The organism is Anaeromyxobacter sp. SG17, from assembly GCF_022690695.1.
GTDB classification, from domain to species: domain Bacteria; phylum Myxococcota; class Myxococcia; order Myxococcales; family Anaeromyxobacteraceae; genus Anaeromyxobacter; species Anaeromyxobacter soli.
Genome location: NZ_JALCYX010000006.1, coordinates 128,118 through 135,122, shown reverse-complemented (window position 1 = coordinate 135,122; position 7,005 = coordinate 128,118). Strand labels below are relative to the sequence as shown.

Sequence of the window (7,005 nt, the reverse complement as noted above, 5' to 3'; positions counted from 1 at the left end):
CATGGCCGGCTTCAACGAAGGCGCGGCGCCGATCGAACTCGTCGAGGTGCAGGAGGAAGTCGACCTGGACGTTTCGTTCCTCTCCGGCGAGCTCGCGCAGGCGCAGGGCGAGAACGTTCGACTCGAGTGAAGCGGGGGCGAGCGCAGACATGGGGTGCACCTCCAGTACACCCTTCGTAGCACGCGATTTCCGGAGCTCCAGAGACGCTCCAGGTTCGCGTCTGCGCGGCGTTCTCCGCTGCGCCCTCGTCGGAGCCTCAAACCGATCGGCGCGCGCTTCACGCGCGAGGCGCGTGCGCGAGAGCGGCCCTCCCGCGCCTACCCATATGCCGAGCGCGATCGAAGCGAGAAGGCGTCAATGGGAATTGTTTCACCCACCGCAACTGGGACGCCTTGAGCGCGAGCGACGCTGCGAAGTTCCGGCGGACTATCGCTGGCGATAGTCGTTACGGTAGGTGAACAGAGGACCTCCCGCGACGCTCCGGCCGTGCGCCGGCGCGAGCTGCGGAAGCGCCTACGAGAAGTCCGCATTCACCCTCTGCGCCGCGCCCAGCCGTCCCGACACACGGCGAGACGTTCGCCTGCTCCGCCGCCACCCTCGCGTTCATGGTGTCGCGCTCGAAGCGCGTGTGCCGACCCCGTCGATGCCGGAATCCGGCAAGCGCACGTAAGACGGCGGTCGAAACACCCACGCTCGTCCGGCCAGTACCCGCACTCGTGCTGCCCGTCAGAACAGCTCAGCAGGCGTGAGCCAGCCCGCCGCGGCGAAGCCGCCGACCCACTGCGCCTCCTCGACCGCGAGGCGGTAGAGCTTGAAGTCGAGGCCGAGGAGGCCGCGCGCGTCGGGGTGGCGGGCGAGGTATGCGGTCTTCGCCTCGGTCTCGTCCGCGCCCTCCAGCACCGAGACCTTCCCGTAGAGGGTGAGCCGCGGCGCCGTGCGCGCGTCCTTCACCGCGGCGGCCGCGTCGTACACGAACAGGCAGGCGCGCGGATCCGCCTCGAGGTTGCGGGTGTGCTGCGCGAGCGCCGAGAGGAGCAGGATCGGCGCCCCGCGCGCGTCGAGCGCGAAGGGCGCGAGCGACGCCGCCGGCCAGCCCGGCCTGCGCTGCGAGAGGGTCGTGAGGACCGCGACCTTCTCCGCTCGCAGGAGCGCGCGCGCCGCCTCCGCCCCGCCCATCTCCTCCACCCGCGCCTGCGCCTTCTTCTCGGCGGCTTCCCTTGGATCCTCGGCCATGGCGTCCCCCTGGCGCTGTTCGTGTCGCCCGCCGACGCGCGACGCCGCTCCCCGGCGGGTTACGGCGCGGCGTCTCGGGGGGGACTCGCGACCGCTCTACAGCGCCACGAGCCCCAGCCGCGCGGCCCGAACGATCGCCTCCGCCCGGCTCTCGACCCCGAGCTTCCCCAGGATCGCGTTCACGTGGAACTTGGCGGTGTGATCGGAGATCCCGAGCCGCGCGGCGATGGCCTTGTTCGCGAGCCCCTCGGCGAGGAGCGAGAGCACCTCGCGCTCGCGCGGGGTGAGCCCCTCGGCGGCGAGCGGCGCGTCGGGGAGCCGCAGCCACTCGCCCGCGAGCGGCGCCTCCAGCACGGCGAGCCCGCGCGCGACCGCGACCAGCGCGGCCGAGAGCGCGTCGGGCGTGACGCCGCGGAGGAGCACGCCGCGCGCGCCCGCGCGGAGCGCCTCGGAGGCGTGCGACTCGTCCGCCGCGAGGGCCAGGATCGCCGCGGTCCCGGCCCCGTTCAGCGCCTCGGCCGCCTCGCCCGCGACGCCGAGATCCCAGAGCACCACGTCCGGCCCGGTCGCGACGATCGACTCCGCCGCGGCATCGGAGTCGGACTCGCCCGCGAGCACGAGATCCGCGCGGCCGGCGAGCAGCGCCGCGAGCCCCGCGCGAGCGAGCGGGTCGTCGCCGACGAGGAGGACGCGGACGGACATGGGGCGGATGTAACGGCGCTCGGCGCACGGCGCGCGACGAGGGAGGGACCTCGAACATCCGACGAGTGCGCAGACCTCGACCTCGACCCCGACCGGATCCCGACCACGTCCCCGCCCCGATCTCGCCGTCGCGCCCCCGGATCCTACCCAATCGATTAGGTCGCGCTCCCGTCCCTCCCGCCGATGTGCCGCCCCGCTCGCCTTCCTACGCTTTCCCCCGGGCGCCAACCGTCCCCGGCGCCCACGGAGAGCGAGAAGCCATGGAAGCCCACACCCTGTCCGCCCTGTCCGACGAGCTCACCGCGCTCGTCCGCCTCGCCCAGGAGCACGTCGTCCGCGTCGAGGGCCGCCGCGGCCGCGCGGCGAGCGGCGTCGCCTGGTCAGCCGACGGCATCGTCGTCACCGCCCATCACGTCCTCGATCGCGACGAGGAGATCGACGTCGGGCTGCCGTCCGGCGAGACGGCCGTCGCCGAGGTCGTCGGGCGCGATCCCACCACCGACCTCGCCGCCCTCCGCCTGCGCGGCGGCGGGATCGCCCCGGCCCCCTGGACCGACGCGCCGCTCGCGGCCGGGGCGCTCGTCCTCGGGGTGACGCGCCCGGGCAAGAGCCCGCGCGTCGGGCTCGGCCTCGTCGCGCGCGCAGCGGGCGAGTACCGCGGCGGCCGGGGCGGCCGGATCGACCGGTTCCTCGAGACCACGCTCGCGCTGCACCCCGGCGTCTCGGGCGGCCTCGCGGTGTCCGCGGGGGGCGCGCCGCTCGGGCTCCTCTCCGCGGGGCTCGTGCGCGGCAGCGCGATGATCGTCCCGCCGGCCACGCTCCGCCGGGTCGTGAAGTCGCTCCTCGCCCACGGCGAGGTGCGCCGCGGCTACCTCGGCCTCGCGACGATGCCCGTGCCGCTCCCGGCCCCGCTCCGCGCGGCGACCGGCGAGCACGTGGCGCTCCTCGTCACGCGCGTCGAGCCGGAGAGCCCCGCCGAGCGCGCCGGGATCCTCCTCGGCGACGCGCTCCTCTCGTTCGGGGGAGACACGCTCCAGGATCCGTCCGAGCTCCTCGGGCTCCTCGCCGAGGACCGGATCGGAGACGCGGTGCCGATGAAGCTGCTGCGCGCCGGAGAGGTGCGCGACGTGACGGTCACGGTCGGCGCGCGCGGGCACGGGAGGCGGTCGTGATCCCCATCGCGGACCTCTCGAGCGGCCTCGCCGACCTCGTCGCGCGCGCGTCGCCGAGCGTGGTCGGGGTCGAGCACCGGCGCGGCCTCGGCTCGGGCGTGGTGCTCGCGCCGGACGGCTGGATCCTCACGAACGCGCACGTGGCGGCGGGGCCCGGCCCGCTGCGCGTGCGCCTCTCCGGCGCGCGCACCGTGAAGGGCGAGCTCGCCGGCGCGGACGCGCGCACGGACCTCGCCGTCGTGCGGGCCGACGCGCGCGACCTCCCTCCGCTCCCGCTCGCGGAGCGCCGCCTGCGCGTCGGGGAGATCGTGCTCGCCATCGGCAACCCGCTCGGCTTCGAGCGCTCGGTCACGACGGGCGTCGTCTCCGCGCTGCACCGCAACCTCCCCGCCGCGGGGGGCGAGGTGCTCGAGGGGCTCGTGCAGACCGACGCGGCGGTGAACCCCGGCAACTCCGGCGGGCCGCTCGTGGACGCCCACGGAGCCGTGGTCGGCATCACGACGGCGATGCTCCCCTGGGCGCACGGCATCGGCTTCGCCATCCCGGCGCACACCGCGAGCTGGATCGCCTCTGTGCTCATCCGCGACGGCTCGGTGCGAAGGCCCTTCCTCGGCGTCTCCGCGCGCGGCGAGGACCTCGATCCGGCCGACGCGCAGGCCGCCGGGCACGGGAGGGCCGTGCGCGTGATGGAGGTCGTCGCCGGCTCGCCCGCCGAGGCGGCGGGGCTCCGCGGCGGGGACCTGGTGGTCGGCGCGGCGGGAGGACCGGTCGAGACGCTCGACGATCTGGTGCGGGCGATGGTGCTCGGCGGCGAGGGTGCGCTGCGCGTGGACGTGCTGCGCGGAGGGGGGCTGCGGCAGGTGGAGATCCGCCCGAGGCCGGCGGCGCTGGCGGCGTAGGGGGACCCCGGCCGGACCCCGGCGCTGCCCGGCCCTCGTCCCGCCCGGCCGCGCGTTATACCTGCGCCATGCCGGATCGCCGCCGCGCGCCCGTCGCAGCCGGGCTCGTGCTCCTCGCCGCGGCGCTCGCCGCGCTCCTCGCCTGGTGGGCGATGCGCGAGCCGCAGCGCGCCGCTCCGCTCCCGCCCGCCCGCCCGCCCGCGCCCGCGAGCGACACCGCCCGCGCGGCGCCGGATCATCCACCCTCGCGCCTCCCCATCCGCGTCCCCGCCGTCCCCGCCACGGGCGCGGACTCCGCCGCGCCGGGTCCGGCCACGTTCGAGGGACGCGTCGTCTCGAGCACGAGCGGCGCCGGCGTCGGCGGCGCCGACCTGACCTTCTCGCGCGCCGGGGCGGCCGCCTCGGTGCGCGCCGGCCCGGACGGCGCGTTTCGCTTCGAGCCACCGGCGGAGGGTCGCTGGCTCCTCGCGGCGGTGGTGGCTCCGGGCTTCCTGCCGTTCGCGCCGGAGTGGGGCCACAGCCCCGTCCAGCTCGACGCGCGCGCGGGGCGTCCGGTGCGCGGGCTCGAGATCCACCTCGTACCCGCGACGCCGATCGCCGGCCGCGTGGTCGACCGCGAGGGGCACGCGATCGCGGGCGCCGAGGTGCGGCTCTCGGGAGCCGCGGCCGAGGCGGCGCTCGTGCCCATCGCGGACCGTTTCACGACGGACGCCGCGGGCGAGTTCCACTTCTCGGCGCCGGAGGGCGCCGTCCTCGAGGCGCGCAAGGACGGGTTCCTCCCCGGGCGCGCCCCCGTGGACGGGCTCGCCCTGCTGAACGGCCGCGTGACCGTGACGCTGGGGCCCGCCCACCGTTCGCTCGGGTCGCCCGGCCCGGTGGCGGGGCGCGTCGTCGAGAGGGGCGGCGGCCCGATCGCGGGGGCGCTCGTCACCGCCGCGCCCGAGGGGCCGTTCGGGGGCGCCGGCCCCCCCGCCGCGCAATCGCTGACGGACGACGAGGGCCGCTTCGCGCTCGCGGACCTCGCCGCCGGGCGCTACCGCGTCACGGCGCGGGCGGAGGGGCGCGCTCCCGCGACCGCGCGGCGCGTCAGCCCGGGCGCGCGGGAGCTCCTGCTCGAGCTCGGCGCGGGCGGCCGGCTGCGCGGCTGCGTCCGCGACGCCGCCTCCGGACGGCCGGTCGCGCCCTTCACGGTGACCGTGCTCGAGCGCCGCGGGCCGCTCCGCCTCGTGCCGCAGGCGAGCCGCTCGGTCATCGATCCGTCCGGATGCTACGCGCTCGACGACCTCGCGCCCGGTCCCGCCGTCGTGACCGTGTCGGCGCCGGGGTACGCGCCCTCGCGGGAGCTCGCCGTCGAGGTCCCCGCGCCGGACGCGGAGGCGGTGGCGGACGCTGCCCTCGAGCCGGGCGGGCGCGTCGAGGGGATCGTGCGCGACGACGCGACGGGCGCCCCGCTCGCCGGCGCGCGCATCTCGGTCGAGGGGACGTTCGCCGAGAGCGCCGCCTCGACCTTCCCGGCGCTCTCCGAGGCGACCACGGGGGACGACGGCCGCTTCGCGCTCTCGAGCCTGCCGCGCCGCGCCTCGCTGTTCGTCGCCGCGGCCGGGCACCACGCGCGCATCGTCGGCGTGGACGCCCCCCCGGGCGGCGGCGCCGGCGCGCTCGAGGTCCGGCTCCGGCCGGTCGAGGCGGGGGAGGAGCCGCGCGTGGATCTCGCCGGGATCGGAATCGTCCTCGCGACGCGCGACGACGGGCTGCAGGTCGCGCAGGTGGTGCCCGGCGGCGGGGCGGCGGAGGTGGGCATCGCCGCCGGGGATCTCGTGATCCGCGTGGAGGGGCGGGCCGTGACCGAGCTCGGCTTCGCGGGGGCGGTGGACGCGATCCGCGGGCCCGAGGGGACCGCGGTGGTCCTGACGGTGCGCCGCGGCGACGCGACGTTCGACGTGCGCGTGCCGCGGCGGATCGTGCGCGGCTGATGGCGCGCCGCGGACGCGAAACGGCCGGGCGCGTCGCCGTGCCCGGCCGTCTCGCTCTCGCGACTTTCTTCGAGCGTCGCTACTTGCCGCCGCCCGACCCGCCGCCGGTCCCGCCCGCGCCGGTGGGCGCGCTGCCGCTGCCCGTCCCGGAGCCGGAAGGGCCCCCGGCGCCGCCGGTCCCGCCACCCTTGCCTGCCGCGCCGCTGCCGGTGCCCATCTCGCCGGCTCGCGAGCCGTGGCGCGCCTGCGAGCCGCCCCGCTCGAGCTGCTTCTCGATCCGCTGCGCCTCCTGCAGGTGGCCCTGGAGCGTCGTGTGCGTGGTCTCGAAGAACGAGGCGAGCTGCGTCTGGTTCTCCTTGCGCGCCTCCTTCGCCGCCTTCTCGACCTCCTTCGTGTCCTTCTTGTGGTCCTTCACCATGTCCTTCATGAAGGCCTTGTCGAACTCGGCGCCCTGCTTCTTCTGCAGGTCCGTCACGCGCTCCTGGCCTTCCTTCGTCTTCTCCCGGGTCTCCTCGCCCTGCAGGTTCACGCCCATCGTCTGCGCGAGCTGCTGGAGCTGGTCGTCGTTCTTCTGGTGATCCTGGGCCAGCTTCTCGGCGTACTGCTTCACCTCGGGCGCCTGGGCGCTCTGGGCGCCGAGCTGACCGAGCTGCACCTCGGTCTGGTTGGCCGCGTGCAGCTCCTGGACGGCCTTCACCAGATCCTTCTTCAGCGCCTTGCCGGACTCGGTCCCGGCGCTCCCGGTCCCCATCGTGCTGCTGGTCGACCCGCGGCTGCCGGTCGAGCCTTGCTCGGTCGCGCTCGATCCCGTGCCCCGGTTGCTCGTCGTGCTCCGCGGCGCGTCGTCACCCGGTGACCGCTGGCCGCCCGTTCCCATCTGCGACCCGGCGCCTTGCCCGTAGGCAGGCGCCCCGACGAGCAGCGCCGCGAGGATCGCGGCTCTCCTCCACCGATTGTTCATGGTGTCCTCCCCCTTGGATCCGTGAATTGCTCAGGGCAAAAGCTGTAGAGGAGGCACGCGATTC

The 7,005-nt window shown here is 76.2% G+C and carries 6 protein-coding genes and 1 pseudogene; 3 read left to right on the top strand and 4 right to left on the bottom strand.

Features of this window, described 5'->3' with window-relative positions; genetic code table 11:
* From MNY60_RS04940 to MNY60_RS04930, 3 genes and pseudogenes are all read right to left on the bottom strand, one after another.
* Positions 1 to 151: pseudogene (locus MNY60_RS04940) on the bottom strand (HNH endonuclease); the annotation flags it as partial.
* Positions 152 to 727: 576 nt separating this feature from the next.
* On the bottom strand, positions 728 to 1,234 hold the full coding sequence (locus tag MNY60_RS04935; RefSeq protein WP_242360114.1) for a HugZ family protein: 507 nt from the start codon (positions 1,232 to 1,234) through the stop codon (positions 728 to 730).
* Between the two features lie 96 nt (positions 1,235 to 1,330).
* Positions 1,331 to 1,936, bottom strand: a complete 606-nt coding sequence (locus MNY60_RS04930; RefSeq protein WP_242372893.1) for a response regulator transcription factor — start codon at positions 1,934 to 1,936, stop codon at positions 1,331 to 1,333.
* 260 nt (positions 1,937 to 2,196) lie between these two features.
* Here MNY60_RS04930 and MNY60_RS04925 point away from each other — a divergent pair, with 260 nt between their 5' ends.
* The 3 genes from MNY60_RS04925 (at position 2,197) to MNY60_RS04915 (ending at position 5,980) form a co-directional block, all read left to right on the top strand.
* Positions 2,197 to 3,108: a S1C family serine protease gene (locus MNY60_RS04925; RefSeq protein WP_242360113.1), complete on the top strand. Its 912-nt coding sequence runs from the start codon at positions 2,197 to 2,199 to the stop codon at positions 3,106 to 3,108.
* On the top strand, positions 3,105 to 4,007 hold the full coding sequence (locus MNY60_RS04920) for a S1C family serine protease (RefSeq protein WP_242360112.1): 903 nt from the start codon (positions 3,105 to 3,107) through the stop codon (positions 4,005 to 4,007). The genes MNY60_RS04925 and MNY60_RS04920 overlap by 4 nt, the downstream gene beginning before the upstream one ends.
* A 68-nt stretch (positions 4,008 to 4,075) precedes the next feature.
* On the top strand, positions 4,076 to 5,980 hold the full coding sequence (locus MNY60_RS04915) for a carboxypeptidase regulatory-like domain-containing protein (RefSeq protein ID WP_242334500.1): 1,905 nt from the start codon (positions 4,076 to 4,078) through the stop codon (positions 5,978 to 5,980).
* Between the two features lie 79 nt (positions 5,981 to 6,059).
* On the opposite strand, the gene MNY60_RS04910 is transcribed toward MNY60_RS04915, so the two are convergent.
* A complete protein-coding gene (locus tag MNY60_RS04910; RefSeq protein ID WP_242355998.1) occupies positions 6,060 to 6,941 on the bottom strand; it encodes a DUF4142 domain-containing protein in 882 nt (293 codons plus the stop codon).
* Between the last annotated feature and the right edge of the window lie 64 nt (positions 6,942 to 7,005).